We start from the raw sequence: 26,806 nt of genomic DNA, 5'->3' as shown, positions 1-26,806 counted from the left end.
CACGGACCGGAACATCGGGCCCGGGGGGCGGGTTCTCGCTTGCGACGCCCTCCGACCCGGAGCCCCGCATGACCGATCTGCGCCACGCCACGGTGGTGATCACCGGCGCATCGAGCGGCATCGGCCGTGCCGCCGCTCTCGCCTTCGCCCGGCGGGGCGCCCGGGTGGCGCTGGCCGCCCGCCGCCGCGAGGCGCTGGAGGATCTGGCGCGGGAGTGCCGCGCGGAGGGCGGCAAGGCGATCCCCGTGCCGACCGACGTCACCGACCCGGAGGCGGTGGAGCATCTCGCCCGCGCGGCGCACGAGGCTTTCGGCAGCCTCGACGTCTGGATCAACAATGCCGGCACGGGGGTGTTCGGGCCGTTCCAGGACGCGCCCCTCGACCTCCACCGCCGCACCATCGCGATCAACCTGCTCGGCGGGGTCCACGGCGCCTACGCCGCCCTCCCCTACTTCCTGCGCCAGGGCCGCGGCACGCTGATCACCACCATCTCGCTCGGCGGCTGGGCGCCCGCCCCCTTCGCGGCGGCCTATACGGCGAGCAAGTTCGGCCTGCGCGGCTTCACCGCGAGCCTGCGCCAGGAGTTGCGGCGCCATCCCCACATCCATGTCTGCTCGGTCTTCCCGGCCATGGTGGACACGCCCGGGCTTGAGCACGGGGCCAACGTCTCGGGGCGCCGGATCGATACCGGCCCCCTCGTCTACGCGCCCGAGGACGTGGCCGAGACCTTCGTCGACCTCGCCCGCCATCCCCACGACGAGGTGGCGGTGGGCTGGCCCGCCCGCCTCGCCCAGGCCGCCTACGCCCTCGCCCCCGGACCGACCGAGCACCTGATGGGCATCGCCGTCCACCGCGCCCTCGACCGGGCGCGGCCGGCGCCGGTCACCCACGGGGCGATCCGCGAACCCGTGGCGGAGCGGCCGCGGACGAGCGGCGGCTGGCGGGCCCGCAAGGGCGTCCCCTCGGCCCGGACGCTCAGCACGGTGGGTGCCGTCATCGGCGCGGCGGGCCTGATGCTCCTCGCCTCGACCCGGGCGGCGGCGCGGTCGCGCTGATCACAGTTCCAGCAGCGCGTAGCGCCGGCCGTTCGGCTTCGGGATCTGGATCGCGACGTTGTAGACTGGCACCCCGCCCGGCGTGCGGCCCTCGAAGCTGCCCCGATGGGCGTGGCCGTGCACCACGGCCGTGACCTCGAAGCGGTCGATCGTCTCGGCGAGGCGCGAGGAGCCGAGGAAGGGGAAGATCTCGGGCGGCTCGCCCTGCACCGTCGCGGCGATGGGCGCGTAATGCAGCACCACCAGGGCCCGGCGGCTCGCCACGTGCCGCATGGCATTCTCGAGCCGCATCGCCTCGCGCTGGCTCTCGGCCACCAGATCCTTGATCGCCGTCTCGCCGAAGGAGCCGAGGGTGAAGCGGCCGAACCCGCCCACGAAGCCCTTCACGCCGACGAAGCCGACGCCCTCGATCTCCACCGACTGCCCGTCGAGGAGCCGCATCCCGGTCTGGCGCAGGATCCGGCAGACCTCCTCGGGCGTGCCGGATTCGTGATCGTGGTTGCCGAGCACCCCGACCACCGGGATCGCGCAGGCGCGCAGATCCTCCGCGAGGATCTCCGCCTCGCGGGCGGTGCCGAGATCGGTGAGGTCGCCGGCGAGGACCAGCACGTCGGCCTCCCGCGCGATCTCCCCGAACAGTTCCCGGTAGGAGGTCTGCCCCTCCGCCCTGACGTGGAGGTCGCCGATGGCGGCGACCTTGAGCCTGCCGGTGCGGTCGGCCGTGTCTTCAGCCATCTCTCAGGATCTCTCCGTGGTGCCGTCGCGCCACGCGCCCTCGCCGCCGAGATCGGCGTAGCCCCAGTCGGTGACGTCGGTGGCGTAATCGACCCGCGACAGCATGCGGCCGCGGCAGATCTTCATCTCCGGCGGGGGCAATTGGCGTTGGGTGGCGAGCCGGCCCAGGAGTTCGTCGAGGAGCCAGCCCGGCACCACCTCGCGCTCGGTCGGGTAGATCCAGCGGAAGGCGAGGAGATGGATGAGCAGCAGCTCCCAGTGCTGCTCCATGTAGGCGAGCAGCCGCCTCCAATCGATCGCCTCGTGCGCCCGCAGGATCGTGTGCGCCACGTCGGCGCCGTCGAAGCGGTGGCGCATCTGGATGAAGGCCTTCGACCAGACGAGTTCGGTCGGGCCGATGATGTGCACGGTGCGGCCGAAGGCCTCGATCTGCCGGGCATGCGCGAACCACGCCTCCGTCACCGGGGTCGCCCCGCTCGGCGAGGCGTAGATCACGTCGAAGAACAGCCGGCCCCGGAACACCTTGCCGAGCCAGCGCTCGTCCTCGATCACCACCCGGTAGCCGAGGTTCTGGAAGTGGACGAGGATGCGCGGCGCGTCGCCCGCCTTGCAGAAGACGTCGAGATCCTTCGTCTCGCGCACGATCCCCGTATAGGCGCTGAGCGCGTAGGTGCCGGCGAGGAGGAAGGGCAGGCCCGAGGCGACGAGTTCAGCGATCGCCTCGGCGTAGAAGCCCTCGGCGGCCGGATCGGCATGCGTGGGTTCCGCCCGCGCGACGACCTGCGGCAAGGCCGCTTGGTCGTCGGGCGCGCGTTCGTCCGGGGCGTGGTGATCCGGGGCGCGGTGATCCGGCATCCCGCTCCAACGGAGCGCGGGCGGCCCCGGTTCCTCGAAGGCCGCCCGCGCGTCGGATGAGGCGGCGCCCGAGTGCGCCACCCTTGGTCAGGCGAAGGTGAAGTTGCGCTCGGTCAGGCTCGCCGCCTGCACGTTCTGCAAGGTCAGCGTGTCGCCCGGTCCCGCCGCGATCACCGCGTCCGACCCGACCTGCTGCGTCGCCGCCTGAACCGCCGCGAACGACCCGAACAGACCGCCGTTGAACGCGATCACGTCCCGCTCCGAGCCCCCCGTCACGAAGTCCCGGATCACGTCCTGACCGTCCCCGCGCCCGTACCCGAACACGTCCGGGCCCAGACCGCCCGACAGCGCGTCGTTGCCCGCGTTCCCGAACAGAAGGTCCGACCCCTCGCCCCCGAACAGCTGGTCGTTGCCCAGCCCCCCCGACAGGTCATCCGATCCCGTCCCGCCCAGGAGCACGTCGTCGCCCTCCTGCCCGAACAGCTGGTCGCTGCCCGCATCCCCGGTCAGCAGGTCGTTGCCCCGCCCGCCATAGGCGAGGTCGTTGCCCTCCTCGCCGTAGACCGCGTCGTCGCCCTCGTCGCCGAACAGGAGGTCGTTGCCGGCCTCGCCGTGCACCTCGTCGTTGCCGTAGCCGCCCGAGACGAAGTCGTTGCCCGCGCCGCCGGCCACGAAGTCGTTGCCGTCCTGGCCGAAGACCTGGTCATTGCCGGCCGAGCCGAAGACGCGATCGGTGCCGGTGCCGCCGTAGACGCGGTCGTTGCCGGCGCCGCCATCGACGACGTCATCGTCGTCGTCACCGAAGACGAGGTCGTCGCCGGCCTCGCCCGAGACGCTGTCGGCGCCGAAGCCGCCCGAGACGAAGTCGTTGCCCGCACCCCCCGAGACCGTGTCGTCCCCGTTCTGGCCGAAGGCCTGATCGGCATCCGCGCCGCCGCGGATCGCGTCGTTGCCGTCGCCCCCGAGCAGGGTGTCATTGCCGTCGTAGCCGAAGATGTCGTCGGCGCCCGAGGTGCCCGTGAGGCTGTCGGCCCCGGCCTTGCCGAAGCGGCCGGAATTGAACACCGTATCGGCGCGCACGCCGAGGTTCTGGATGCGAAGATCCTCGGAGGCCGGCGTGTCAGCGACGGCATAGGCCTTGTCGGCCGTGGCGTGGCGGCTTTGCATGTAGGTCTCGAAGGCCGCCTGCTCGCCGACCACGTTGGCCGGCACGTTGGCCGCCGCCGTGAAGTCGAGGGACTTGTCGACCGGGGCCGAGAGCGTGCCGTCGGAGAGCAGGTAGCGGAAGTTGTCGCCGTTCTGCTTGGTCGGGTAGCCGTCGCCGCCATTGGCGGTGAAGTTCAGCGAGACGACGCTGATCCGCGAGGGTGCGTTGGCGACGACCGCGCCGTTCTCCACCACCTTGGCGATCACCGTGCCGGCCTCGTCGGTGAGCGCGATGCTGCGCACCTTGGAGCCGGCCGGCTGCGAGGCGTCGTAGGAGAACTTGACGCCGCCGATCTGCGGGTAGCCGCCATTGCCCGGCGCAAGGCCGGCGCCGTATTCGAGGATGTTCTTGAGGCCCTGGGCCGTGGTGTCGAACACCATCAGCTTGTTGTCGAAGCGCAGCGCGTTCTCGACGTCGAGCTGCGACACGCCGCTCTCGGGCTTGCCGGCCGCCGCGTTGGCGGCGGGCGGCAGCTTGGCGCCGGCATTCGGATCGTTGCCGCCGCCGGCATTCACGGAGCCGATCGAGGCGCGGATGCCGCCGCCGTTCTTCAGGGAGACGATGTAGGGCTGGTTCGTCACCGCCCGGGCGGCGGCGGCCGCGTTCGCATCCGCGGAGAGGTCGCCGAGATTGGTCTCCTGGGCACGGCCGAAGGCGCGGTCGCCCTCCAGATACACGTCCGTGAAGCCGTAGACGGTGCTCTCCTTGGTGCGGATCACCGAATCGACCGCGCCGGTGATCTGCTGGACCTTGGCGCCGATCGAGCCCGGGGCGAAGGCCTGGGCGATGTCGCTGCCGTAGGCGGCCTGGAGGGTCGCCTGGGTCGAGGCGTAGGTGCCGCTGACGGCCGGGTTGAGGCTGCCCGGGACGAGCCGACCGCTCTCGTCGAAATCGACCACGAGACGGCCGAGATAGGTGGATTCGCTGTCGGTCGCGACGATCAGGGTCGGCGCGCCGTCCGCGCCCGCGGTCACGATCGGGTAGGGACCGGCATAGGTGGCGTCGTGGCCCGGGAAGGCGGCCGGCACGTCGGTAGCATCGCCGAGCCGGGTGTGCGAGCCCGCCGCCAGGATGATGTCGACGCCGCGCAGCAGGGGCGCGAGGGCCTGCTCGTTCGAGAGAAGCTGCAGGTGGCTGTCGAGCACTACCTTGTTGACGCCCTGGGCGATCAGGCCGTCGATCACCGGCTGCAACTGGCTCGCCAGCAGCGCCATGTCGTCCCGCTCGACCAGGTTGTCGCCGGCCTCGCCGGTCTTCGGGAAGCCGTTCACCTCGGTGCCGGTGGGCGAGGAGATGCGCTCCAGCACCTGGGTCGTGGCGCCGACGATGCCGACCTTCTGGCCGTTGAGGGTGACGATCGCCGAGGGGGCGATGCGGCCCGCGATGGAGGAGGTCTCCTGGCCGGCGGCGGTCACCCGTCCGCGCAGGGCGGCGTCGCCCGAGAAGTCGAGATTGGCCGAGAGATAGGGGAACTGCGCGCCCGCCCAGGTGCCCGCGGGGGTGATCGCGTCGGCGAGGGTCTGGGAGCCGAGGTCGAAGTCGTGGTTGCCCAGCGTCGAGGCCTTGACCCCGAAGGCGTTGTAGATGGCGATGTCGGGGCGTGCGAGCGCGGTCGCACCGACGACGCGGTTGAGGGACGGGTCGGCGCCGGCCGTCAGGAACGGGCCCGGGATGAAGTTGTCGCCACCGGCGAGCACCAGGGTGTTGGCATATTGGTTGTCGAACCGGTCGATCAGCGCGCCCATGATCGGGGCGGTCCGGGTCGAGAGGGTCGAGCCCTCGCCGTCCGACATGTGCAGGAGCTGGAGCGTGTAATTAGCCATGGGACCCTTCCCCGTCGTGTCCGGCGAGACGGCCGCCCCCGCGGAGCATCCACCCGCCCGGCATGTTGCCGCTCGGTATCGATTGTCTCTGCTGCGTTAAGCGGGGCCGATGACGCCCCGATGAAGCGCGGCGGCGTCCGCCGCCGCTGTCCGTCAGGCGAAGGTGAAGTTGCGCTCGGTCAGGCTCGCCGCCTGCACGTTCTGCAAGGTCAGCGTGTCGCCCGGTCCCGCCGCGATCACCGCGTCCGACCCGACCTGCTGCGTCGCCGCCTGAACCGCCGCGAACGACCCGAACAGACCGCCGTTGAACGCGATCACGTCCCGCTCCGAGCCCCCCGTCACGAAGTCCCGGATCACGTCCTGACCGTCCCCGCGCCCGTACCCGAACACGTCCGGGCCCAGACCGCCCGACAGCGCGTCGTTGCCCGCGTTCCCGAACAGAAGGTCCGACCCCTCGCCCCCGAACAGCTGGTCGTTGCCCAGCCCCCCCGACAGGTCATCCGATCCCGTCCCGCCCAGGAGCACGTCGTCGCCCTCCTGCCCGAACAGCTGGTCGCTGCCCGCATCCCCGGTCAGCAGGTCGTTGCCCCGCCCGCCATAGGCGAGGTCGTTGCCCTCCTCGCCGTAGACCGCGTCGTCGCCCTCGTCGCCGAACAGGAGGTCGTTGCCGGCCTCGCCGTGCACCTCGTCGTTGCCGTAGCCGCCCGAGACGAAGTCGTTGCCCGCGCCGCCGGCCACGAAGTCGTTGCCGTCCTGGCCGAAGACCTGGTCATTGCCGGCCGAGCCGAAGACGCGATCGGTGCCGGTGCCGCCGTAGACGCGGTCGTTGCCGGCGCCGCCATCGACGACGTCATCGTCGTCGTCACCGAAGACGAGGTCGTCGCCGGCCTCGCCCGAGACGCTGTCGGCGCCGAAGCCGCCCGAGACGAAGTCGTTGCCCGCACCCCCCGAGACCGTGTCGTCCCCGTCCTCGCCGAAGAGCTGGTCGGCGCCCGCGAGGCCGGTGATGGTGTCGCCACCGGCGGCAGCGCGGATCGTGTCCGCGCCCGCGCCGCCGGTGAGCGTCTCCGGCCCCGCCGTGCCGGCGACCGAGCGGCCCACCGCCGGGATGCCGAAGCGCGCGAGCAGCGGATCGTGGTCGCTCGTCTGGTCGGCGAAGTCGGCGTTGATGTGCACGGGCTCGAACTGGGCGCCCGCCGCCAGCCGGTTCGTGACCAGCATGTGGTCGAGGGTCTCGGAATTGCCCTCGAAGACGTAGTCGTAGCGCTGGCTCTCCGGCAGCGTGTCCTGAAGATCGCTCAGCACCGCGGTGCCGCCGCGGGTGAGGGTGGCGCCCGTCCCGGCGGCCGTGTAGCCGGTGAGCGTCGCCTCGCCCTTCAGGACCGTGAGCGGCTCCTCGAAGCCGAAATCGTTGAGGTCGCCCGCCACCACGACCCGGGCCTGCGGGTTGGCGCCCAGGATCCCGTCCACGAAGGTGTTGACCGCCTGCGCCTGCGCGGCCCGCGCCACCTCGCCCGCGTCGAAGGGCGGCTGCTCGGTACCGAACAGGGCGCCGCTGCCGCCCTTCGAGGTGAAGTGGTTGCTCACCACCGTCACGGTCTCGTCGTTGAAGACGAAGTCGGCGGCGAGCGGTGGCCGCGAGCCGTAGAAGGGGTTGTCCCGGTTGGTCTGCTGGTCGGTGCCGCTCGCGATCGCGCTGCCATTCGCCGCGACCGTGCGCACCGAGCCCGGCGCGAGGCTCACCCGGTCGGTGCGGTAGAGGAAGGCGGTGCGGATGTTGCCGCCCGGCTCGCCGCCATTGGTGTCGTCGCCGATGAAGGTGTTGTCGATGAAGGCGTAGGCCGGGCCGCCCGCCGCCGCGATGGCCTCGATGAGGAGTTGCAGCGTCCGCGCGGCCGAGGTGACGGTCGAGGCGGTGTTGCCCGGCCCGTCATCGTCCTGGATCTCCTGCAGGGCGATCACGTCCGGGGCGTTGAGCCGGCCCAGCACCTCGGAGGCGATGGTGGCGAAGCGCGCGGTCCCGTCGGTGGGATCGAGGTTCTCGGCGTTGTAGCTCGCCACGAGCAGGTGGTCGGCGTCCCCGGTGAGGGTGCCGCCGGTCTTCACCTTCGGGCTCGCCGCCGCGACCGTGACCGGGTCCGTCGCCAGGACCTCGTAATTGCCGAAGCTGTAATTGACGATGCCCGTGACGTCGTTGAGGCGCGCGCCCGTGTTCACGGACGGCAGCGCGACGCCGAGCCCCGGATCGAGGCGGATGCGCTCGGGGTTGAGGTCGCCGTTCTGGGTGTTGGTGAAGCCGAGCACCGGGTCGCCGCCGCGGATCAGCAGGTTGCCGCCGGCAGCGAGCCCCGAGGCGCCCGCGCCGTTGCCGGCCACCGCGAAGATCTCGCCGAAGCCGTTGATCGGCCCCGTCGCGAGGGGGGCCGCCACGGTGACGCGCATGCCCTCCAGGCTCTCCCAGAAGGCGCTGCCCGCCGCCAGATCCGCCGCGGGCGGCGTCAGGCCGCCCTCCCCGCCGATCCGCACCGCGGCCGGCAGGGCGTTGCCGCGCGACTGCACGCTCACCGAGACGCCGCCGCCGATCTGCGTCACCGGGAGCGAGCCGGGGGCCGCGCCGGAGGGCAGGAATTCCTGCACTTGCCCCGCCACCGTCGCCGCATCGCCCGCCGTCACGGTGGGCCGGCCGCCGGTGAACACGAACAGGGCGTCCGAGGTGGCGGCGTTGCCGTCCCCGGCCGGGTCTTGGAGATAGAAGCCGTTGCTGGCGACCGCCGTCACGATGCCGGAGGTGGCGACCGGCTGGCCCGCCAGCGGCGAGGCCGCGCCCGCGCCCTGGATCTGCGGGATGGCGGTGAGCTTCGGGGCCACCTGATAGACGGTGGTGGTGTTGCCGACCTCGTTCGCGGTCACGACGAGGGCCTGGCCGGTCGGGCTGTCGGCGGCGGAGATGAAGGTGAGCACCTCCGGCGCCGCGTCCGTGCGCCCGCTCGCCGGCTGCTGGAAGGTGACGAACTGCGCCTCGGCCGGCACGGTGACGTCGTAGACCATCACGCCGCCGACGCGCTCCAGGCCCACGAAGGCGTAGGTGCGGCCCGCGATGGTGCCGATGGTGACGCCCTCGGGCTCCGGCCCCTTGTCGTCGGAGCGGTCGTCGACCTGCCCGTTGCCCTGGTTCTGGTTGAAGATCGCGGCCGCGTCGCGGGCGATGATCTTCTCGAACTCGCCGCCGGTCTCGCGCACCTTGGTGATCGTGCCGTCGCTCTCCTGACGGTAGATCGAGATGCCGCGCCCGCCGAAGGCGTAGATCGTGTCGAGGTCGCCGTCCCCGTCGGTGTCGCCGTCGATGGTCGAGACGTTGAGGCGGCCGAGTTCGGCATCCCGCCTCAGCGTCGCGGCGTTCGGGAAGGCGGCCGGGTCGAGAGTGCGCGTCTTGAGGCGGGCCACGTCGCTGTCGTCGCTGCGCGCATCGCCCTCGTTGGCGGTGACGACGTAGACCTTGCCGTCCGCCGCCGTGAAGCTCGCGATGGCGTCCGGCATCGGCAGGCCGAGGATCGGCTCGTTGCGCAGCCGGATCGAGGCCGGGGTGGCCGGGCCGTCGTCGGAGGCGTCGAGCTCGTTGCCGGCGAGCGAGTGGTCGATGGCGCCGAGGGGCTTCAGGGCCTTCAGGACCGGGGCCTTGCCCGCGATGTCGAACACCGCGACGGCATTGGCCTCCTGCAGGGTGACGTAGGCGGTGGTGCCGCTGATCGTGGTGTATTCGGGCTCGATGTCGGCGATGGCGTCGGCGCCCGCGGGCAGCCGGATGCCGGCGGCGCGCAGGGCCGCCTCCTGGCCCGCGAGGGCGCCGAAATCATAGGTCGCCACCGTGGCGGCGGCGACGCCGCCCGTGAGGTCGATCAGCGAGACCGAGCCGGTCGGGTTGATTGGCGTGCCGCCGACCGTGGCGCGCTCGCCCTCGTTGGCGACCACGATCTTGGTGCCGGCGGCGTTGACGCTGAGCTGGTCGGGCAGGTTGCCGACCGTGACCGGGTCGCGCAGGGCGGCGAGGGTCTTCGCGTCGAAGAAGGCGACGGCGCCGTTCTGGCGCGGATCGGCGTTCTGGTAGCCGACCGCCACGACGCCGTTCTTCACCGCCACCGTGTTCGCCGCGCCGTAGCCGGGCAGCCCCGTGAGCGTGATGCTGCCCGTGCGGGTGAGCGCGCCGTCCGCGCCGATCCGGGTCACGTCGACGCGGCCGTCGCGGGCGTTGAGCGAATAGAGCTGCGCGGTGGCCGGATCGAAGGACACCACCTCGGCGCCGCCATCGGCGGTGTTGGTGCCGGAGGCCGCGATGGAGCCGAGGCGCGTCATCACGAGGCTGCCGGTGCCGACCGGCGCGGTGACGGAGCCGGCGAGCGAGGGAGCGGCGGCGAGCAGGGTCGGCGCCGCGGGGGCCGTCCCGCCCGCCTTGCTCGTCACCGCGATGTCGTCGATCCCGACCCACTCGTCGTTGCCGGTGGCGTTCGCCGTGATGATGCGGACCTGCAACGCCGCCTGGTTGCTGGCGGCGGCGGGCAGCACCGCCTGGACGCGGATGTCCGGCCCGGCGCTGTTCGGGCCGGTGGTGGCATCCGCCACGAAGCCCGCCGGAACGTTGGTCCAGGCCCCCGCATCGCCGATGCGGTACTGGAGCGCCACCGCCTGGGCGGCGTTGTCCGGCCCGTCCTCCAGGTCGCGAAGCGTGTAGGCGACGGCGACGTCGCTGCGCCCGCGGGAATCGAGGTGGATGACGAGATTCGGCGCATCCGCCGTGCCCGAGCCGGCGAGCGCGACGGTCGGGTTCGCGAGCGCGAATTCGGTGACGCCGCCGGAGGTGAAGGCGTTCGGGCTGGTCTGGTCGGCATTGACGTCCACCGTCACGGTGCCGTCGCCGGTGAGGGTCTGCGGATCGGCCCCCACCGCCGCGGTGACGTCGTCGCCGCGGTAGCCGACGATGCCCGCGACCTTGGACCAGTCGTCGTTGCCGGTGATCAGGCCGGCATCGCTCCAGGTCTGCGAGAAGTCACCGTTGGCGAGGACGTGGGGGACCGCGGTCATTCGAGCACTCCGGGGCGCATGGCGCGGCGCGCGGGATGGCGCGGCCGCGGGCGGGGGCCGCCGACGCCCCCTGCGAATCCGGTGCGCCGCATCCGCTCTCGTTGCCGCGAACCGTGGCCGGGAGCGATAGCTGGACTGTGCGACAGATCGATGAACCCGTATCTTTTCTGTTTCTATTCGTATCCGAAGGTCGTCATGGACGACGATTCCTCCGACCCACACAGATCATGACAGTCTAAAGAACCTGCCGACCGCCGATTCATTCCGGAATCGGAACGGATCATCGATGACGGGCACGGGATCCGGCGGGACGAGGCCTTGGCTGTGCGGGATCGACTGCGGAAACCGCGTTGAACCCGGCGCGCAAGGTCCCGCCGCGTCATGCTGCTGCGGGCGCCTCGGCCAGGAACGTCTCGGCATAGTGGCAGGCGACGAGCCGCCCGCCCACGGGGCGCAAGGGCGGACGCTCGGCGCGGCAGAGATCGGTGGCGGAGGGGCAGCGGGTCGAGAACACGCAGCCCCGCGGCGGCGAGAGCGGCGAGGGCAGCTCGCCCCCGAGCACGATGCGGCGGCGCTTGGCGCCCGTCAGGCCCGGCGTCGCCCCGAGCAGGGCCTGGGTGTAGGGGTGGAGCGGCTGCGCGTAGATGCGCTCCTTCTCGCCCTGCTCCATGACGAGGCCGAGATACATCACCAGCACGTCGTGGGCGATGTGCCGGACCACGCCGAGATCGTGCGAGATGAACAGGTAGGCGAGGCCGAGATCCCGCTGCAGGTCGGCGAGCAGGTTCAGCACCTGGGCCTGGATCGAGACGTCGAGGGCCGAGACCGGCTCGTCCGCCACCACCAGCTTCGGGCTCAGCATCAGGGCGCGGGCGATGGCGATGCGCTGGCGCTGGCCGCCGGAGAACATGTGCGGGTAGCGCCCGTAATGCTCCGGCCGCAGGCCGACCTTGGCGAGCATGGCGCGGGCCCGCGCCGTCCGCTCCGCCTTCGGCAGGTCGGTGTTGATGGCGAGCGGCTCCTCCAGGATGGCGCCGACCTTCCGCCGCGGGTTCAGCGAGCCGTAGGGGTTCTGGAAGACGAGCTGCACCGCGCGCCGCAGGCGGGTGCGCTCCCCGCGCGGGGGAGCGACGGCGTCGATCCCGTCGAGGGTGAGGGAGCCCGCGCTCGGCGGCTCGATCAGGGTCACCATGCGGGCGAGCGTGGACTTGCCGCAGCCGGATTCGCCGACGACGGCGAGCGTCTTGCCCGGCTCCACCGCGAAGGAGATGCCCCCCACCGCCTGGAGCCGGGCCGGCGCCCGGAACAGCCCGCGGCGGATCTCGTAGATTTGGCGAAGGTCCCTCGCCTCGACAACCGGCGCGCTCACGACGCCACCGCCTCGGCGGCGCCGACCGGCCCGTCGGCGGCGATGCGCCCGCCCCGCTCCGGATCGCCCAGGGGGTAGTGACAGCGCACCCGCCCCTCCCCGAAGGCCCGCAGGGCCGGGCGGATGCTGCGGGAATGCGCGGTGGCGAAGGTGCAGCGCGGGGCGAACAGGCAGCCCGCCGGCCGGTCGTGCAGCCCCGGCACCACGCCCGGGATGGTGGCGAGCCGCCCGCCCTCGCTGCGCTCGGGCAGCGCCGCGAGCAGGGCCGCCGTGTAGGGGTGCTGGGGGGTGGCGAAGAGGTCGGCGCTCCTCTGCTCCTCCATCACCTGCCCGGCATACATCACCATCACGCGCTGCGCGGTCTCGGAGACCACGCCCATGTTGTGGGTGATGAGCACGAGGGCCATGCCGCGCTCCTTCTGGAGGGTGAGCAGCAGGTCGAGGATCTGGGCCTGGATGGTGACGTCGAGCGCAGTGGTCGGCTCGTCCGCGATGAGGAGCTTCGGGTTGCAGGCGATCGCCATGGCGATCATCACGCGCTGGTTCATGCCCCCCGAGAGCTGGTGCGGAAAGGCGCCGAGCCGGCTCGCCGGGGCCGGGATGCCGACCTGCCCGAGCAGCTCCACCGCCCGGTCGCGGGCCGCCCGCCGGCCCATCCCCTCGTGCAGCCGCAGGGTCTCGGCGAGCTGGAAGCCGATGGTGAAGCAGGGGTTCAGGCTCGTCGTCGGCTCCTGGAAGATCATCGCGACGTCCTTGCCGGTGAGCGCGCGGCGCTCGCGGTCCGACAGGGTGAGGAGGTCGCGGCCCTGGAAGCGCAAGGTGTCGGCCCTCACCCGGCCCGGATAGGCGACGAGGCCCATCAGCGCCAGCATGGTGACGCTCTTGCCCGACCCGGACTCGCCGACGACGCCCAGCACCTCGCCCTCGTCGAGGGCGAGCGAGACGCCGTCGACGGCGCGCATCACGCCCCCGGATGTCGGGAACTCGACGGACAGGTTCTCGATCTCGAGCAGGGGCAAGGGCCTACCGTTTCAGCTTGGGGTCGAAGGCGTCGCGCAGGCCGTCGCCCAGGAGGTTGAAGGCCAGCACGGTGACGAGGATCATCAGGCCCGGAAAGGTGACGACCCACCACGCGCGCAGCACGAATTCGCGGGCATCGGCCAGCATGGTGCCCCATTCGGGGGATGGCGGCTGGGCGCCGAGGCCGAGGAAGCCGAGGGCCGCCGCGTCGAGGATCGCGGTGGAGATGCCGAGGGAGGCCTGAACGATCAGCGGCGCGGCGCAGTTCGGCAGGATCTCCTTGAGCATCAGCCGCAAGGTGCCGGCCCCGCTGACCCGCGCGGCGGTGACGTAGTCCCGCGAGGCCTCCGTGAGCACCGCCGCCCGGGCGATGCGCACGTAGTGGGGCAGGACCACCACGGCCACCGCCAGCATGGCGTTCATCAGGCCGGGGCCGAGGATCGCCACGATCACGATGGCGAGGAGCAGGCTCGGCAGGGTGAGGATGATGTCCATCACCCGCATGATCGCGATGTCGACGATCCCGCGGAAATAGCCCGCCGCGAGACCGAGCGCCGTGCCGACGAGGATCGACAGGGTCACCACGGCGATGCCGATGGCGAGGGAGAGCCGGGCCCCGTGGATCAGCCGCGAGAGGATGTCCCGCCCGATCGCGTCGGTGCCGAGCGGATAGGCGAGCGAGCCCCCCTGCTGCCAGAAGGGCGGCTTGAGGAACATCGCGTCGTTGGTGAGAGTGGGCGAGTGCGGCGCCACCACGTCGGCGAGGGCCGCCAGCGTGAGCACCACCACGATCACCGCAAGGCCGATCACCGCGCCGGTATTGGCCCGGAAATAGGTCCAGAACTCCCGGGCGGGATGCGGCGGCGCGGCGCTCGGGGCGCTCGCGGAGGGTGTCTCCATCACCTCGGCGGTCATGGGCAGGGCTCCGGGTATGGGCGGGGCTCCGGGACCGGCGTCATCGCGTGTGCCGGATGCGCGGGTTGATGAGGCCGTAGGCGAGATCGACCAAGAGGTTCACGCTCATCACCACGACGCCGATGAGCAGGATGCCGCCCTGAAGCACCGGATAGTCGCGCCGGCCGATCGCCTCGATCAGCCACTTGCCGATGCCGGGCCACGAGAAGATCGTCTCGGTGAGGATCGCGCCGGTGAACAGCACGCCGACCTGGAGGCCGATCACGGTGACGACCGGGATCAGGGCGTTGCGCAGGGCGTGGAGCCCCACCACCCTGACGGTGGAGAGGCCCTTCGCCCGCGCGGTGCGGATGTAGTCCTCGCCCAGGACCTCCAGCATCGCCGAGCGGGTCATGCGCGCGATGACCGCGAGCGGCACCGTGCCGAGGACGATGGCGGGCAGCACGAGATGCGCCAGCGCCGAGCCGAACGCGCCCTTGTCGTCCGACAACAGGCTGTCGATGAGCAGGAAGCCGGTCACCGGCTCCACGAAATACTGCACGGCGATGCGGCCCGAGACCGGCGTGAGGTCGAACTGCACGGAGAACAGCAGGATGAGGAGGAGGCCCCACCAGAAGATCGGCATCGAGTAGCCGGCGAGCGACAGGCCCATCACCCCGTGATCGAAGATGGAGTTGCGCCGAACCGCCGCCAGGATGCCGGCGGGCAGCCCGAACGCGATGGCGAACAGGATGGCGCAGACCGCGAGTTCGATGGTGGCCGGGAACAGGCTCGCGAACTCGTCGATGACGCGCTCCTGCGTGATCATCGACTTGCCGAGATCGCCGTGGAGCAGCCGCCCGAGATAGATGCCGTACTGGACGAGGATCGGCCGGTCGAGGCCGAGTTCGTGGCGCAGGATCTCGTGGCGGGCGGGGTCGATGCCGCGCTCGCCCGCCATCGTCTCGATCGGATCGCCCGGGACGAGGCGGATCAGGAAGAAGGCCACCAGCGTGATGCCGATGAAGGTCGGCACGATCAGGCTGAGGCGGGTGAGGAAGAAGCGCAGCATCGGCACCGCGTCGGGCGGCGCGCGCGGCGCCACCCTGCTGGAGAGGTCTTGGAGCGGGGTCCGATCGCGCTGCCATCGGACCCCGCTCTTGAATTTCGTTTCCGCATCATTGTCTCCGCCGAACCGGTGACCGCTCCGGCGAATGATGCCTAGAGCATTTTCCGACGAAGTGGATCCCGGTTCGTCGCAGACAATGCGGTAAAATCAAAGACCTAGAGCGGCGCCTGATTGCAACGTGATCGGGCGCCGCTCTAGCCCTTGATGTCCACGCCGTAGAAGGTGTGGCGGCTGAAGGGGGAGAGCTTGAAGTCGATGACTTCCTTGCGCACGGGCTTGAGCTGCACCGCGTGCGCGATGGTGAACCAGGGGGCCTGCTCCTTGAAGCGGACCTGCGCCTGCTCGTAGAGCTTGGTGCGCTCGGCCTGGTCGGTGAGCGCCTTGGCCTTGTTGACAATCTCGTCGTAGGCCGGGTCGCACCACTTGGCGACGTTGCCGCCGTTGTTCTTGGCGGCGTCGCAGCCGAGCAGCGTGTGCAGGAAGTTGTCCGGGTCGCCGTTGTCGCCGGTCCAGCCGAGCATGCCGGTCTGGTGCTCGCCCGCCTGCATGCGCTTGCGGTACTCGCCCCACTCGTAGGACTTGATCTCGGCCTTGATGCCGACCTTGGCGAGATCGGCCTGCATCAATTCGGCGATGCGGCGGGCATTGGGGTTGTAGGGGCGCTGCACCGGCATGGCCCAGAGATCGGTCTCGAGCCCGTTCGGGTAGCCCGCCTCGGCGAGGAGTTTCTTGGCCGCCGCCGGATCGTAGGGGTCGTCCTTCACGGCCCCGTTGTAGGACCACATCGAGGGCGGGATCGGGTTCACCGCCGCGATGCCGGTCGAGAGGTAGACCGCGTCGATGATGGCCTTCTTGTTGATGGCCATGTTGACGGCCTTGCGCACGCGCACGTCGTCGAAGGGCTTCTTCGTCGTGTTGTAGGCGAGGTAGCCGACGTTGAGGCCCGGCTGCTCCAGCACCTGGACGTTCGGGTCCTTGCGCATGGCGTCGAGATCGGCCGGGTTCGGGTAGGGCATCACGTGGCATTCGCCCTTCTGGAGCTTCGCCCAGCGGACCGACGCGTCCGGCGTGATGGCGAACACCAGATCGTCGATCTTGGCCTTGCCGCCCCAGTATTCGGGGAAGGCCTTGTAGCGGATGATCGCGTCCTTCTGGTACTGCACGAGGTAGAAGGGCCCAGTGCCGACCGGGATCTGGTCGATCCGCTCGGGCGTGCCGGCCTTCAGCATGGCATCGGCGTATTCCTTCGACTGGATGCCCGCGTAGGACATCGCGAGATCGGCGAGGAACGGCGCCTCCGGCCGGGTGAGCGTGATGCGCACCGTGTAATCGTCGACCTTCTCCACCGACTTGAGCAGCTTCGCCAGCCCCATGTCGTTGAAGTAGGAGTGGTTCGAGCTCGTCACCTTGTAGAAGGGGTGGTCCTCCTTCCACTGCCGCTCGATCGAGAACAGGATGTCGTCGGCGTTGAAGTCGCGCGTCGGCTTGTAGGCGCGGTTGGCGGCCGAGTGCCACTTCACGCCCTTGCGCAGGTGGAAGGTGTAGACGGTGCCGTCCGGCGACACGTCCCACTTCTCCGCGAGGCCCGGCTCGATCTGCGTGCCGCCGCGCTCGAACTGGACGATGTTGTTGTAGATCTGCGTGCTGGCATCGAAGGACGTGCCGGTCGTGTTGACCGCCGGATAGAAGTTCTCCGGCGATCCCTCCGAGCAATAGACCAGGGTCTTGGCCTGGAGCGGGCCGGAGCTGAGCAGGGCCGCACCGGCAGCGGCGGCGAGCAGGAGCTTGGTCTTCACGGGTTGGTTCTCGTCCCTCGATCGGCCATAGGGTAGCGCACGGGAGGCGCAGGGCAATTCGCGTGCCCCACGGGTTCGGGCTTGTCCACGGCGGGCAGGCCACGCGAGCCGCATATGGTCCGCCGGCGCCCTGGGCATTAACCGGCCCGCCGCTAGAGTCCGACCCGCTTCATCGATTCCATAGGCTCATGCCCGCACCGACCTCTCCCGCCCGCCCCATCGCGGACCTGACCGCCGAGGAGGCCAAGGCGGCGCACGCAACCCTCTCGGCGGAGATCGCCGAGCACGACCGGCGCTACCACGGCGAGGACGCGCCCATCATCTCGGATGCCGAGTACGACGCCCTGCGGCGGCGGCTGGAGGCGATCGAGACCCGCTTTCCCGACCTCGCCGGCACCGGCGCGGCCTCCGCGAGCGTCGGCGCCAAGGCGTCCGACAAGTTCGCCAAGGTGCGCCACGCCGTGCCGATGCTCTCCCTCGGCAACGCCTTCGCGGACGAGGAGATCACCGAATTCGTGGAGCGGGTGCGCCGCTTCCTCGGCCTGCCGGCCTCCGAGCCGCTGGCCGTCACGGCCGAGCCGAAGATCGACGGCCTCTCCCTGTCCCTGCGCTACGAGGGCGGGCGGCTCGTCACCGCGGCGACGCGCGGCGACGGCGAGGTCGGCGAGGACGTCACCGCGAATGTCCGCACCATCGGGGAGATCCCGGAGGTGCTCGCCGGGGACGACGTGCCGGAGATCTGCGAGGTGCGCGGCGAGGTCTATCTCTCGCACGCGGATTTCGCCGCCATCAACGCGCGCCAGGAGGCGGCGGGCAAGCCGCTCTTCGCCAATCCGCGCAACGCCGCGGCCGGCTCGCTGCGCCAGCTCGACGCGAGCATCACCGCCTCGCGGCCGCTGCGCTTCTTCGCCTACGCGGCGGGCGAGATGTCGTCCTGGCCGGCCGAGACGCAGAGCGGGCTGATCGCGGCCTTCCGGCGCTTCGGCCTGCCGGTGAACCCGCGCACCAAGCGTTGCGAGAGCGTCGCCGAGATGCTGGCGCATTACCGCGCCATCGAGACCGAGCGCGCCGATCTCGGCTACGACATCGACGGCGTCGTCTACAAGGTGGACGATTTCGCGCTCCAGCGCCGGCTCGGCTTCGTCGCCCGCGCCCCGCGCTGGGCGCTCGCCCACAAGTTCCCCGCCCAGCGCGCCGTCACCACGGTCGAGGCGATCGAGATCAATGTCGGGCGCACCGGCTCGCTCAACCCGCTGGCGCGGCTGAAGCCCGTCACGGTGGGCGGCGTCGTGGTCTCGAACGCGACGCTCCACAACGAGGATTACGTCCGCGGCATCGACGCGGACGGCCACACGATCCGCAGCGGCATCAACATCTGGGACGGGTTCAGGCTGCGCACGGATGTCGACCTGCGCCAGGGCTCGGACGTGCGGGTCGGCGACACCGTGGTGGTCCTGCGCGCGGGCGACGTGATCCCGAAGGTCGCCGACGTGGTGCTGGAGCGCCGCCCCGCCGACGCCGTGCCCTACCTCTTCCCCGAGACCTGCCCGGCCTGCGGCAGCCACGCGGTGCGCGCCTACAACCCGCGCACCGGCAAGCTCGATTCGGTGCGCCGCTGCACCGGAGGCCTGATCTGCCCGGCGCAGGGGCAGGAGCGGCTCAAGCACTTCGTCTCGCGCAACGCCTTCGACATCGAGGGCTTCGGCGAGACCTACATCACCACCCTGTTCGAGGCCGGGCTGGTGCACCAGCCCGCCGACCTGTTCCGCCTGGACTTCGAGCCCCTGAAGGCCGCCATCGTGGCGCGCCGCCAAGCCCTCTCGGCGGAGCGGGCGCTCGCGGCCGGCAAGGCGCCGGAGACGAAGAAGGCCAAGCCCAGGAAGGACGAGGAGGACAAGGCGATCCACAACCTCCTCGCCGCGGTCGCGGCGCGCCGGACGATCCCGCTCAACCGCTTCATCTTCGCGCTCGGCATCGAGCAGGTGGGCGAGGCGACCGCCAAGGCGCTGGCCAAGCATTTTCCCGACATGCCCGCCCTGATCGCGGGCGTGCGGGAGGCCGCCGCCTGCCAGCCGGGGCCGGATTGGGTGGCGCTGGCGAGCCTGCCCCGGGTCGGGCCGACCACGCGCGAGCGGCTGCTCGCCGCCGCCGAGGCCGGCGAGGCCGACCTCCTCGCGGACGGCACCGTCTCGCGGCTCACCGCGGCCCAGAGGGAGGCGCTGCTCGACGCGTACGGCGATCCCGAGGGCGTGCGCAACGCCGTGGAGCGGGCGCGCCACCAGCAGCCCGGCGACGCCTACCGCCACCTCGCGGACGACAGCGAGATCGGCGCGGTGACCACCGCCTCGCTGATCGCGTTCTTCTCGGAGGCCCACAACATCGCGGCGGTGGAGGCGCTGCTCGCGGAGGTGCGCACCGAGCAGGCCGCAGCCCCCGCCGCCGCCGCGGTGCTGAGCGGCCAGACCGTGGTGTTCACGGGCTCCCTGGAGCGCATGAGCCGCAGCGAGGCCAAGGCCACCGCCGAGCGCCTCGGCGCGAAGGTCTCGGGCTCGGTCTCGGCCAAGACCGACCTCGTGGTGGCGGGACCCGGCGCCGGATCGAAGCTCAAGGACGCCGAGAAGCACGGCGTGCGGGTGATCTCCGAGGAGGAATGGCTGGCGATGGTGGAGGCCGCCTGAAAACCGGCGGAATCCTCCGCCACGCGCCCCGGATCCGGGGGTGCGGGGCGGCTCCGGGCCTCGGGTTCGGCCGCATGGGCTGCGACGAACCGGTTTCCCCCGCGTCGGACACGGCCTTCATGAGAACCATCGCGATCGACTTCGAGACGGCGAACGAGCGCCGGGACAGCGCCTGCGCGGTGGGCCTCGCCTGGATCGAGGACGGCCGCGTGGTGCGCCGCGAGGCCCGGCTGATCCGCCCGCCGGAGATGCGCTTCTCGCCCTTCAACATCCGGGTGCACGGCATCCGGCCGGAGGATGTGGCGGCCGCCCCCGGCTTCGCCGAGGCGATGGCCCCGTTCCTGCCGGAGATCGCCGGGGCGCTGGTGCTCGCCCACAACGCGAGCTTCGATGTCGGCGTGCTCGCCGCGGCGCTCGGCGCCTGCGGGCTGCCGCAGCCCGCCTATACCTCGCTGTGCACCTTGCAGCTCGCACGGCGGCAATGGCCGGGGCAGGAGCGCTACCGGCTCTCCGCGCTCGCCGCACAGTTCGGCATCGTCTTCCGCCACCACGATGCCGGAGAGGACGCCTTCGCCTGCGCGGAGATCGCCCTCGCGGCCATGCGCGAGGCGGGGGCGCCGGACGTGCCCGGTCTCGCACGCGCCCACGGCCTCGCGAGGCTGCGCCCGGGCAGCGCGGCGCCGGTCCGCGCCGCCTGAGCGCCCCGTCAATCCATGGCGACGCGCTCCTGACGCGACCGCCCCGACGCTCATCCGGCTCCCCCCTTTCCCGGGCGCATGGAGCGGGAGCGGAATGCGACCGGGGATCCAGCACGGGACGTCGCGAAGCGGCCGTTCTATGCGACGATGCTGGAGGATCGAGCCCTCCGGACCGACCCGGAGACGATGCCGATCGAGGATGCCGCCATGCCCTGGCCCGAGGCGGAGAGCCCCTACCGGACGGTGGCGCGCATCGCCGCGCCGCGCCAGGACGCCTGGAACGCCGCCAAGGAGCGGGCCTTCGACGGGCTGTCGTCCAGCCCCTGGCACGGCCTCGCCGCGCATCAGCCGCTCGGCTCGATCATGCGCGCCCGCCGCGCGGTCTATCCCCGCTCCGCCGGCTTCCGCGCCGAGCACAACCGCTGCCCGATCCACGAACCCGCGACCCTGGCCGAGACCGGCGCCTGAGCCCCACTCCCCGGAGACCTGCATGACCTACCCGGCCACCACGGCCCTCTACGCCGCCCTGCTCGCGCTGCTCTACATGGGCTTGGCCGGCTGGGTGATGGCGCGGCGCCTCTCCACCGACGTGATCCACGGCGACAACGACGATCCGGTCCTGTTCAAGCGCATCCGCTCGCATGCGAATTTCGGCGAGTACGTGCCCCTGGCGCTCATCCTGGTCGCGCTCCTGGAGGCGGGCGGCGGGAGCCCCGTCCTGGTGGAGGGGCTGCTGATCGTCCTCCTCATCGGGCGCGTCCTGCACCCGGTCGGGATGCTCGCCCCGAAGAACTCGCCCCGGCAATACGCCTGCCGCGGCGGCGGGATCCTGGCGACCCTGGCGGTGATGGTCGTGGCGGCCGTCGCGCTGCTGCTGCGGGCGTCCTGAGAGCGCCCGCTTGCTCACATCATCGATCCCGTTCTCGCCCTCATCGTGAGGCGTGGGTTCTCACGCGGACCTGCCGTGGTGAGCCACGGCAGGTCCGCGCCGCATGTCAGCGCGGCGCGGAGACCTTCGCGGCGGGCGTCGCGCCCGGCGGGGTCTTGGGCGCCCATTCCTTGTCCGCCCGCGGCCCGCCCGGCGCGTTCGTCGGCGCCTCCAGCTGGCCGGGCAGGACGTCGGCGACCTGCTTCCAGCTCTGCGAGCCGCAGAACAGCGCCAGCATGCAGCCCTTGACCGTCAGCTCGCCGGCCGTCTCGCTCCAGACCTGGACGTCGTAGAACTTGCCGTTGTCGGCGTTGTAGACCTTGCCCTCGTAGCGCCCCGCGTCGTTGCGCTTGAGGCCGAGCAGCATCTGGTGGCCCACGACCTGGCGCGCCTGCTTCTGCGGATCCGGATTCTCGCGGTCCAGCCGCATCTTGCCGTCGTCGTCCTTGGGCTTGCGCATCCAGACGACGTAGCCGCAGAGATGGGCGTTCTGCGGCCCGCAATGCTCCGTGCGCACCCGGGCGCGCCCATCCTCGGTCAGCCACGTCCCGAGCGGCTCGGCCGCGCGGGCGAGGGCGGGGCCGAGCCCCAGGAAGGCCGCGGCCAGGACCGTCGCCTTGCGAACGCTGCTGCACTGCATCTCGTACCTGTCTCCATTCCGGCCGGCGCCACTCCCGTGCGGGCGTCCGGCCATGTAGGGCCTCAGTCGCGGATCGGCCCGCCCGTCAGGACGGCTTCGATCCGCGCGCGGATTGCGGACGCGGCCGGACCCGGATCGTAGCCGGGCCGCACCGCGCGGTTGACGACGATGCCCTTCAGCAGGGCGCTCACCGTCTCGTAGAGCGTGGCCGCCTCCCCGCCGCCGGCCGGCGCGAGGGCGGCGACGAACCAGTCCCGGAACCCGTCCTCGTGCGTGCGCGCCAGATCGGCCAGGGCGGGATTGCGGTGCATCTCGGACCAGAGCTCCAGGCGGAAGGCCGCCGTCTCCCGGGAAATCTCCACGAAGTAGGCATTGATGAGGCCGAGCACGGTGCCGGCCGGATCGCCGTGGCGCTCCAGCGCGGCGACCAAGGCGGCGGCCCGCGCGCCCTCGCGCTCGGCAAGGCCGGTCACCACCGCCTCCTTGGAGGCGAAGTAGCGGTAGATGTTGGCCGGGCTCATCGCCGCCTCGCGGGCGATGTCCTGCATGGTGGTGCGATGGAAGCCCGCGCGGGTGAAGCAGGCCTGGGCCGCATCGAGGATGTGCGACCGGCGCGCCGGGAGGTCGCCCCGGGAAATCGCGGCTCCGCGTGCGGTGGCGCTCATCGGACGGCCTTCGCGGTGATCCGGCGGGCCGGGGCGGCCCGCCGGTGCCGGCGCCGGATAATGAATGTTCATTATCTTTACAACCTCCGGCCGGCCTTGCGCAGCGTGGCGGTTTCCCCTCCCCGCCCGGATGGTCTAAGCAAGGAGGCGGTGCGGGGCGATGCCGCGCCCGCACAGACTCCCGGTGCGCCGCGGATTCTCATCGAGACGCCGCGATGCGCCGTCTCGCACCCTGCCCCGGGACCGCGCCCGGACTCCACGAGTCGCTTCATGACGCCCAGCACCACCTTCGCCGGCCGCACCCTCGCCCTGTTCGGCCTCGGCGGCTCGGGCCTCGCCACCGCGCTGAGCCTGAAAGCGGGCGGCGCCCGGGTCGTCGCCTGCGACGACAATCCGGAGCGCATGGCGGCGGCCGAGGCCCAGGGCATCGCCACCGCCGACCTGCGCGGCGCCGACTGGTCGGACTTCACCGCGCTCCTGCTCGCGCCGGGGGTGCCCTTCACCCATCCGGAGCCGCACTGGACCGTGAAGCGCGCCGCCGAGGCCGGCGTGCCGGTGATCGGCGACATCGAGCTGTTCTGCCGCGAGCGCGCCGCGACGGCCCCGGACGCGCCCTTCGTCGCCATCACGGGCACCAACGGCAAGTCGACCACGACGGCGCTCATCGCCCATGTGCTGCGGGAGACCGGCCACGACGTGCAGATGGGCGGCAATATCGGCACGGCGATCCTGTCGCTGGAGCCGCCGGCCCCCGGTCGCGTCCACGTGATCGAACTGTCCTCCTTCCAGATTGACCTCACGCCGACGCTGAAGCCGAGCGTCGGCGTGCTCCTCAACATCACGCCCGACCATCTCGACCGCCACGGGGACATGGCGAACTACGCCGCCATCAAGGAGCGGCTGATCGCCGGCTCCGACCACGCGGTGATCGGGGTGGACGACGAGTACACGCGGGCGATCGCGGCGCGGCACGCCGGACCGCTGACCCGGGTGCATGTGGGCGAGGGCGCGGCGGAGCCCGGCATCCTCGCCCGCCACGGCCTCGTCATCGACGGCTGTGCGGAGCCGCCGGTCCCGATCGCGGACCTCACCGGCATCGCGTCCCTGCGCGGCGCCCACAACTGGCAGAATGCCGGCATCGCCTACGCGGTGGCGCGCGCCCTCGGCGTCGACGCGGCGGCCTTCGCCGAGGCCCTGCGCAGCTTCCCCGGCCTGCCCCACCGGATGGAGGAGGTGGGGCGGCGCGGCGGCGTGCTGTTCATCAACGATTCCAAGGCGACCAACGCCGATTCCACCGAGAAGGCGCTCGCCGCCTTCCCGCGGGTGCGCTGGATCCTCGGCGGCAAGCCGAAGGAAGGCGGCATCGCGAGCCTGAGCGCGTATTTCCCGCGCATCGCCCACGCCTACCTGATCGGCGCGGCGAGCGACGCCTTCGCGGCGACGCTGGAGGGCCACGCCCCCTTCACCCGGTGCGGCACGCTGGCGAACGCGGTGGCGCAGGCGGCGGAGGACGCGGCGCGCGAGCCCGAGGCGGTGGTGCTGCTCTCGCCGGCCTGCGCCTCCTACGACCAGTTCCGCAGCTTCGAGGATCGCGGCGACCAGTTCCGAGCCATGGTGCGGGCCCTGCCGGGACTGGTGCCGACCGGCGCGTGAGGCCAAGCAGAAAACCAGGGCACGCGCGCCGGCGCGCTCGCCCTGGCGGTTGACGGCCGGGCGGTTCCGTCCGCGCGCCGATCGGCGTATGGTCGGGGCCTGCCCCGCGTCGCGTGCGTATCTCCGTGAATGGCCATGCCATCGTCGTGGCATATTCCTGGCCTGCAAGGAGCCATGCTGAATCACCCTCACCTCCTGCCGGTCGGCGGGGAGCCCATCCAGGTCCCCATGCACCGCGCCCCCCGCAAGATCATCAGCTGGAACCTGCTGCGGCGGACTGGCGCGACCGTGGAGGCCGTGGCGGCGCTGATCGAGCAGGAGAAGCCCGACCTGCTGCTGATGCAGGAGGCGACCGCCGAGATCCTGGGACTGCAGGAGCGGGTGGGCGGCTACTACGCCTGGGCGCCCCTGCCGCGGCGCATCCACGGGCTCGCCATGTGGAGCCCGACGCCGTTCCTCAGCGCCCCGCGGATCATCCCGATCCCGTCCGGCGCCATCGTCGATCGCGTCTGCCAAGTGCTGGATTGCGGCAGCTTCGGCATCGCCAACGTCCATCTCTCGCACGGGCAGATGCTCAACCGGCGCCAGTTGCGGCGCATCGAGCAGCACCTGCCGGTCCGCGCCGCCGTGCTCGGGGATTACAACCTCGTCGGACCGGCCCTGCTGCCGGGGTTCCGGGACGTCGGTCCGCGCCACCCGACCCACGCCATGGTCGACCTCGTGCCCCTGCGCCTCGACCGCTGCCTCGTGCGCGGCCTGACCTGCCGGAACACGGCGGTGCTGCCGCGCGGCGCCTCCGACCACCGGCCGATCGTGGTGCATCTCGAACCCGCGACCCTGCCCTCCGGCCGCCCGCGGATCGCGCATCTGCGCGGCCGGGTCGACCTCAGAGGTATGGCAGCAGCAATCGCACGCCGGCGTCGCGCAGGCGCACCGGCAGCCCCCGCCCCCTGACGGCGTCGCGGCTGAGCTGCACCTCCATCTTGGCGGCGAGCAGCCGGTTGAGTTCGGCGGCGAAATCCGGGTCGTAGAGTTCGACGTTCAGCTCGAAATTGAGCCGGAAGCTGCGCGTGTCCCAGTTGGCGCTGCCGATGAAGCACCATGCGTCGTCCACCACCATCAGCTTCGAGTGGTCGAAGGGCGGCCGGTCGAGCCAGATCCGCACCCCCGACCGGAGCAGCGGCCCCACATGGGCGCGGGTCGCCCAATCCACCAGCCGGTGGTTGCTCGCCTGCGGGATGACGACGTCGACCGCGATGCCGCGCATGGCCGCCAGGGCGAGGGAGGTCAGCAGGATCTCGCTCGGCAGGAAGTAGGGCGTGACGATCCGGATCGAGTGCCGGGCGGTGGCAAGCGCGGCCAGCACCATGAACTCGATCTTCTCGATGTCGGCATCCGGCCCCGAGGTGACGACCCGGGCGGGGATCCGGCCCGCCGGGGGAAGCCCCGGAAACCAGGCCGGCCCGTCGAGATCCTCGCCCATCACGAAGGCCCAGTCGCGAGCGAAGGCCTGGGTGAGCTGCCCGACCACCGGCCCGTCGAGGCGGAAATGCGTGTCGCGCACGGGTTCGGGCGGGTTCAGCGAGACCCGGTTCTCGTCGCCGATGTTGACGCCGCCGACGAAGCCGATGCGCCCGTCCACCACCAGGAGCTTCTTGTGGGTGCGCAGGTTCAGGAAGGGCATGCGCCAGGGCACGGCCGAGTGCATGAACAGGCCGGCCGGGATGCCCTCCTCCTCCAGGCGCCGGTAGATGGCGGGGAAGAAGTAGCCGCTGCCGATGCCGTCCACGAGCACGCAGACGGCGACGCCCCGGGCCTTGGCGGCGGCGAGGGCCCGCACGAAGGCCTCGCCGCTCGCGTCGTCGCGCATGATGTAGCTCGACAGGCCGATGCTGTGCTCGGCGGAGGCGATGGCTTCCAGCATGGCCGGATAGGCCTCGTCGCCGTGGCGCAGCAGCGCCACCCGGTTGCCGCCGGTGAGCGGCAGCCGGGTCAGCGCATCGCCGGCCCGCTCGAGGGGCCGGAACGGCTCGGGGACGAGGACCGGCTCGGCCTGAGGCACGCCGGGCTGGCGCACCGGCAGCACCGGCAGGCGCCGCGCCCGGCGATGCACCCGGTTGATGCCGAACAGGGCGTAGAGGGCGCTTCCCGCCAGGGGCGAGAGCCACGCGAGGCCGATCCAGCCGATCGCCGCCCCGACCTCGCGCTTGTTGAGGAGGGCGTGCAGGGTGACGGCGAGGGCCAGGACGAACCCGAGGAGCGCCAGCCCCTCCACCCGGATCGCGCTGAGCAATCCGAACCACGCGCTGACCAGTTCCTGCACCCGAGACGACCCATCACGACGACGCTGCCATCAGCGGATAGGGGATGCCCGGTCGCGTTTCCACTGCCAAGCGAGGATGTGTGGGAATGATGCGGGGTTCCGGCCCCGCGATCAGGCGAGCCGGCACACGGCGTTTCCCGTCTCCCCCTTCCCCCGGCGCACTCCGCCTGCGCTGCATGCGCCCGGGAGAGGGGGAGACGGGCACTGTTCCCGGCACGGGATCCTCTCCCATCCGGAAGGAGGATCCCGCGCCCCGTCCGTC

Annotated in this window: 19 protein-coding genes; 7 read left to right on the top strand and 12 right to left on the bottom strand. The window is 71.6% G+C overall.

Features of this window, described 5'->3' with window-relative positions; genetic code table 11:
- Positions 1–68: 68 nt before the first annotated feature.
- On the top strand, positions 69–1,055 hold the full coding sequence (locus ACE101_RS17135; protein WP_379131767.1) for an SDR family oxidoreductase: 987 nt from the start codon (positions 69–71) through the stop codon (positions 1,053–1,055).
- Here ACE101_RS17135 and ACE101_RS17130 read toward each other — a convergent pair whose 3' ends face one another.
- The 9 genes from ACE101_RS17130 to ACE101_RS17090 form a co-directional block, all read right to left on the bottom strand.
- Complete coding sequence (locus ACE101_RS17130) at positions 1,056–1,790, bottom strand: metallophosphoesterase family protein (protein WP_379131764.1); 735 nt, start codon at positions 1,788–1,790, stop codon at positions 1,056–1,058.
- Between the two features lie 3 nt (positions 1,791–1,793).
- The gene (locus ACE101_RS17125; protein WP_379131762.1) at positions 1,794–2,645 is read right to left on the bottom strand and encodes a nucleotidyltransferase family protein; all 852 of its coding nucleotides are present in this window, start codon (positions 2,643–2,645) and stop codon (positions 1,794–1,796) included.
- Between the two features lie 87 nt (positions 2,646–2,732).
- A complete protein-coding gene (locus ACE101_RS17120; protein ID WP_379131761.1) occupies positions 2,733–5,675 on the bottom strand; it encodes a 5'-nucleotidase C-terminal domain-containing protein in 2,943 nt (980 codons plus the stop codon).
- 153 nt (positions 5,676–5,828) lie between these two features.
- Entirely contained in the window at positions 5,829–10,751 is a 4,923-nt protein-coding gene (locus ACE101_RS17115; RefSeq protein WP_379131758.1) for a choice-of-anchor I family protein, read from the bottom strand.
- A gap of 379 nt (positions 10,752–11,130) precedes the next feature.
- Positions 11,131–12,120 (bottom strand): peptide ABC transporter ATP-binding protein, encoded by a 990-nt coding sequence (locus ACE101_RS17110; RefSeq protein ID WP_379131755.1) that lies wholly within the window; start codon positions 12,118–12,120, stop codon positions 11,131–11,133.
- Positions 12,117–13,139, bottom strand: coding sequence for an ABC transporter ATP-binding protein (locus ACE101_RS17105; protein ID WP_379131753.1), 1,023 nt, complete (start codon positions 13,137–13,139; stop codon positions 12,117–12,119). Before ACE101_RS17105 ends, ACE101_RS17110 begins: the two co-directional genes overlap by 4 nt.
- A gap of 4 nt (positions 13,140–13,143) precedes the next feature.
- The gene (locus ACE101_RS17100) at positions 13,144–14,055 is read right to left on the bottom strand and encodes an ABC transporter permease subunit (protein WP_379131750.1); all 912 of its coding nucleotides are present in this window, start codon (positions 14,053–14,055) and stop codon (positions 13,144–13,146) included.
- 40 nt (positions 14,056–14,095) lie between these two features.
- Positions 14,096–15,106, bottom strand: coding sequence for an ABC transporter permease subunit (locus tag ACE101_RS17095; protein ID WP_379138747.1), 1,011 nt, complete (start codon positions 15,104–15,106; stop codon positions 14,096–14,098).
- Between the two features lie 251 nt (positions 15,107–15,357).
- Complete coding sequence (locus tag ACE101_RS17090) at positions 15,358–16,959, bottom strand: ABC transporter substrate-binding protein (protein WP_379131747.1); 1,602 nt, start codon at positions 16,957–16,959, stop codon at positions 15,358–15,360.
- Between the two features lie 188 nt (positions 16,960–17,147).
- Here ACE101_RS17090 and ligA point away from each other — a divergent pair, with 188 nt between their 5' ends.
- The 4 genes from ligA to ACE101_RS17070 all read left to right on the top strand — a co-directional run bounded on the left by ligA (position 17,148) and on the right by ACE101_RS17070 (position 21,224).
- Positions 17,148–19,637, top strand: a complete 2,490-nt coding sequence (gene ligA, locus ACE101_RS17085; protein ID WP_379131744.1) for an NAD-dependent DNA ligase LigA — start codon at positions 17,148–17,150, stop codon at positions 19,635–19,637.
- Between the two features lie 119 nt (positions 19,638–19,756).
- A complete protein-coding gene (locus tag ACE101_RS17080; RefSeq protein ID WP_379131741.1) occupies positions 19,757–20,335 on the top strand; it encodes a 3'-5' exonuclease in 579 nt (192 codons plus the stop codon).
- A 186-nt stretch (positions 20,336–20,521) separates the two neighbouring features.
- Positions 20,522–20,803, top strand: coding sequence for a catalase family protein (locus ACE101_RS17075; protein ID WP_379131739.1), 282 nt, complete (start codon positions 20,522–20,524; stop codon positions 20,801–20,803).
- A 22-nt stretch (positions 20,804–20,825) separates the two neighbouring features.
- Positions 20,826–21,224 (top strand): MAPEG family protein, encoded by a 399-nt coding sequence (locus ACE101_RS17070; RefSeq protein ID WP_379131736.1) that lies wholly within the window; start codon positions 20,826–20,828, stop codon positions 21,222–21,224.
- A gap of 106 nt (positions 21,225–21,330) precedes the next feature.
- Here the strand turns inward: ACE101_RS17070 and ACE101_RS17065 are convergent, their stop codons facing one another.
- Both ACE101_RS17065 and ACE101_RS17060 read right to left on the bottom strand, forming a co-directional pair.
- Positions 21,331–21,903 (bottom strand): DUF2147 domain-containing protein, encoded by a 573-nt coding sequence (locus ACE101_RS17065; protein WP_379131733.1) that lies wholly within the window; start codon positions 21,901–21,903, stop codon positions 21,331–21,333.
- Between the two features lie 62 nt (positions 21,904–21,965).
- Positions 21,966–22,568: a TetR/AcrR family transcriptional regulator gene (locus tag ACE101_RS17060; protein ID WP_379131730.1), complete on the bottom strand. Its 603-nt coding sequence runs from the start codon at positions 22,566–22,568 to the stop codon at positions 21,966–21,968.
- Between the two features lie 270 nt (positions 22,569–22,838).
- On the opposite strand from ACE101_RS17060, the gene murD reads away from it, so the two are divergent.
- A complete protein-coding gene (murD, locus tag ACE101_RS17055) occupies positions 22,839–24,221 on the top strand; it encodes a UDP-N-acetylmuramoyl-L-alanine--D-glutamate ligase (RefSeq protein ID WP_379131727.1) in 1,383 nt (460 codons plus the stop codon).
- Between the two features lie 228 nt (positions 24,222–24,449).
- Positions 24,450–25,175, top strand: a complete 726-nt coding sequence (locus tag ACE101_RS17050; protein WP_379138745.1) for an endonuclease/exonuclease/phosphatase family protein — start codon at positions 24,450–24,452, stop codon at positions 25,173–25,175.
- On the opposite strand, the gene ACE101_RS17045 is transcribed toward ACE101_RS17050, so the two are convergent.
- Positions 25,108–26,544, bottom strand: a complete 1,437-nt coding sequence (locus tag ACE101_RS17045) for a phospholipase D-like domain-containing protein (protein ID WP_379131724.1) — start codon at positions 26,542–26,544, stop codon at positions 25,108–25,110. The two genes, ACE101_RS17050 and ACE101_RS17045, sit on opposite strands and share 68 nt — an antisense overlap.
- Between the last annotated feature and the right edge of the window lie 262 nt (positions 26,545–26,806).

It is taken from the genome of Methylobacterium carpenticola (assembly GCF_042748905.1).
GTDB classification, from domain to species: Bacteria; Pseudomonadota; Alphaproteobacteria; order Rhizobiales; family Beijerinckiaceae; genus Methylobacterium; species Methylobacterium carpenticola.
Note: the sequence above shows the minus strand (reverse complement) of the source record. Positions and strands in the feature narration are given on the sequence as shown.